The sequence below is a fragment of the Pseudoalteromonas sp. DY56-GL79 genome (assembly GCF_041414765.1).
Taxonomy (GTDB): Bacteria; Pseudomonadota; Gammaproteobacteria; order Enterobacterales; family Alteromonadaceae; genus Pseudoalteromonas; species Pseudoalteromonas piscicida.
This window is the reverse complement of the sequence record NZ_JANHZS010000070.1, coordinates 1-581: the sequence shown is the minus strand read 5'-3', so window position 1 is coordinate 581 and position 581 is coordinate 1. Positions and strand designations below refer to the sequence as shown.

At 46.6% G+C, this 581-nt stretch carries 1 protein-coding gene; it reads right to left on the bottom strand.

Annotation, left to right across the window (positions count from 1 at the left end; genetic code table 11):
• Positions 1 to 581: GTP-binding protein (locus NO992_RS23375; protein WP_371380819.1), on the bottom strand; the 581-nt coding region annotated here is incomplete at both ends.

Sequence of the window (581 nt, the reverse complement as noted above, 5' to 3'; positions counted from 1 at the left end):
ATTGAGAATACGTCTTCGATAGGCATGATGAATGGCTTATCGATGTCACGCTCTGGCTCTGGGATGTAAGAATCTAGTGCTTCTGCAAGCTCAATGATCTTCGCTTCCCACTGCTCTTCGCCTTCTAGTGCTTTAAGCGCTGAACCTTGGATTAGTGGTAGGTCATCACCTGGGAAGTCGTACTCTGAAAGTAGTTCACGAACTTCCATCTCTACTAGCTCTAGTAGCTCTTCGTCGTCAACCATGTCACATTTGTTCATGAATACGATGATGTAAGGTACACCAACCTGACGAGAAAGTAGGATGTGCTCACGTGTTTGAGGCATAGGACCGTCAGTAGCAGCAACTACTAGGATCGCGCCGTCCATCTGTGCAGCACCAGTGATCATGTTTTTAACATAGTCAGCGTGTCCTGGACAGTCTACGTGTGCATAGTGACGAGTTGGTGTGTCATACTCAACGTGTGAAGTTGAGATTGTGATACCACGCTCACGCTCTTCTGGAGCGTTATCGATTGATGCGAAGTCTTTTGCTGTACCACCGTATACTTTTGCAAGTACGTTAGTGATTGCTGCAGTTAG